This is a genomic window from Mesorhizobium sp. M7A.F.Ca.MR.362.00.0.0 (assembly GCF_004023175.1).
Classification (GTDB): Bacteria; Pseudomonadota; Alphaproteobacteria; order Rhizobiales; family Rhizobiaceae; genus Mesorhizobium.
In genome coordinates, this window is the sequence record NZ_RZTF01000635.1 from 1 (window position 1) to 2,270 (window position 2,270).

The 2,270-nt window shown below is 65.7% G+C and carries 1 protein-coding gene and 2 pseudogenes; all 3 read right to left on the minus strand.

Going from position 1 to position 2,270, the window contains the following annotated elements; translation table 11 throughout:
- Window positions 1–773 (minus strand): annotated as a pseudogene (locus tag EOC06_RS36240) (signal recognition particle-docking protein FtsY); the annotation flags it as partial.
- A gap of 11 nt (window positions 774–784) precedes the next feature.
- A complete protein-coding gene (gene mtaB / locus EOC06_RS36245) occupies window positions 785–2,098 on the minus strand; it encodes a tRNA (N(6)-L-threonylcarbamoyladenosine(37)-C(2))-methylthiotransferase MtaB (RefSeq protein ID WP_128310046.1) in 1,314 nt (437 codons plus the stop codon).
- Window positions 2,098–2,270 (minus strand): annotated as a pseudogene (locus EOC06_RS44485) (diaminopimelate epimerase); the annotation flags it as partial. The gene mtaB and the pseudogene EOC06_RS44485, both read right to left, overlap by 1 nt.

Below are 2,270 nucleotides of genomic sequence, written 5' to 3' on the forward strand. Positions count from 1 at the left end.
CCCTCCCCCCTCCCCTCCCCCCGTGAAGGACGGGGAGAGGGGGGCGTCAGCGTTGAGGCTTCGTCTTCGATGTTTGCAAGAGGAGGCGCAACTTCACCGCTAGCCCCCTTCTCGCAGTCTCTATACGGGGAGAAGGTGCCGGCAGGCGGATGAGGGGCTGCGCTGACCTCTGAAGACGGCTGAAGAGGGGACGGCGCCGGTGTCGGCACCTCGATCGGGGCTGGTGTTTCGGCTGGAACCTCGACAGGCGTCGGCACTTCGACCGGGGCCGGCTCCGGCTGCTTTTCCGGCCGTGACGGGACGATCTCCGGCTCGGCCGGCGCCGGAGCAGGGACTTCTTGCGGCTGCGGTTCGGGAGCAGGTTCCGGAACGGCGGGAGGGGTTGGTACCTCCTCGGGCGCCGGCGGCTCGGCTGGCGTCTCGGGCGCTGGTTCTTCTTCCGGCTCGGGCTCCGGCAGAGGTTCTGGCTCTGAGGGAACAGCCGGCTCCGGTACTGGCGGGATGGTTGGCTCCGGCTCGGGCGCCGGTTCCTCGACAGGCGCCGGTTGCGGCGCAGGAATTACCTCCGGCTCGACTACCGGCGCCGGCGTCGTTTCCGCCTCGGGCAGCGGCTCGTCGCGCTTCAAGAACTCCGGAACGACCTGTTCGGCCGCCGGCTTCAGCGCATCGAGTGCTTCCCATTTGATCGGCGGCAGCGGGGCGGTCTCGTCGATCCGCTCCTCGACAACCTCTTTCTTGCCGAACGAAAATATCTTCTTGAAAAAACCAGCCATGCTTTGCGTTCTCAGGCGGCGCGGGCGGCAAGGGGCGCCGCGATCAGCCTGCTACCATCGTGGCCTGATATCTCAGCCTCGACGATCTCACCCGGTGCGCCCGTGCCGAGTGCGGCAAGCGTAAAACCCTCGGTGCGGCCAAGGCCGTCGCGCTCGATCAGGATCGACTGGCGCGTTCCGGTGAGCGACGACAGATGCCTGAAATAGGCAGCTTCACCGGCGGCACGCAGCCGGGCGGCGCGCTGCTTGACGACCTCGCGGCGGAGCTGCGGCATGCGCGCGGCGGGCGTGCCTTCGCGTGGGCTGAAGGGGAAGACGTGGAGATGGGTCAGGCCACACTCCTCGATAATTTTTTCCGAGTTCTCGAACATTTCGTCGGTCTCGGTCGGGAAGCCGGCGATGATGTCGGCGCCAAAGACGATACCGGGGCGCAGCTTGCGCACATCCTCGCAGAAGCGGATCGACTGATCGCGTAGGTGCCTTCGCTTCATCCGCTTCAGGATCATGTCGTCGCCCGATTGCAGCGACAGATGCAGATGCGGCATCAGCCTGGGCTCGGTGGCGATGGCATCGAGCAAATCGTCGTCAGCTTCGATCGAATCGATCGACGACAGCCGCAGCCGCTTCACGTCGGGCACCTGTTTCAGGATTGTTTTCACCAGTTTGCCGAGCTTCGGCGCCCCCGGCAGATCGGCGCCGAATGATGTCATGTCGACGCCGGTCAGCACGATCTCGGCATAGCCGTTGCCGGCGAGCCGCTTGACCTGCTCGACCACGGCGCCCATCGGCACCGAGCGCGAATTGCCGCGGCCGTAGGGAATGATGCAGAAGGTGCAGCGGTGGTCGCAGCCATTCTGCACCTGGACGAAGGCGCGCGCCCGGCCCTCGATGGCGTCGACCATGTGGCCTGCGGTCTCACGCACCGAAAAGATATCGTTGACGCGCGCCTTCTCGGTGTCGTTGACGCCGAAATCCGGCAGCGCGCGATAGGAATTGGCGTTCAGCTTCTCTTCATTGCCAAGCACGAGATCGACCTCGTCCATGGCGGCGAATTTTTCAGGCTCGGTCTGCGCGGCGCAGCCGGTGACGATGATGCGTGCCCGTGGGTTGTCGCGGCGGGCCTTGCGGATCGCCTGCTTGGCCTGGCGCACTGCTTCGCCTGTCACGGCGCAGGTGTTGAAGATCAAAGCGCCGCCTTCCAGAGCGCCCAGACCGGCACTTTCAGCCTCGCGCCGCATCACCTGCGATTCATAGGTGTTGAGCCGGCAGCCGAAGGTGACGACATCGATGCCCTTGGACACCGGGCTCTTGGGCAGAGCGGACATCAGGCCGCGCTTTCGGTGTCGCGGGCCCATGTCCCGTTCGACGGGTCGAAGCTGCCGGAAAATTCCCATTCGGCGGCGCCGGTCAGCACCACATGGTCATCGTCGCGCCATTCGACATGCAGCGTACCGCCGCCTGGCGTCAACAGACCGACGCTGCGGCCGGTCCGGTTGG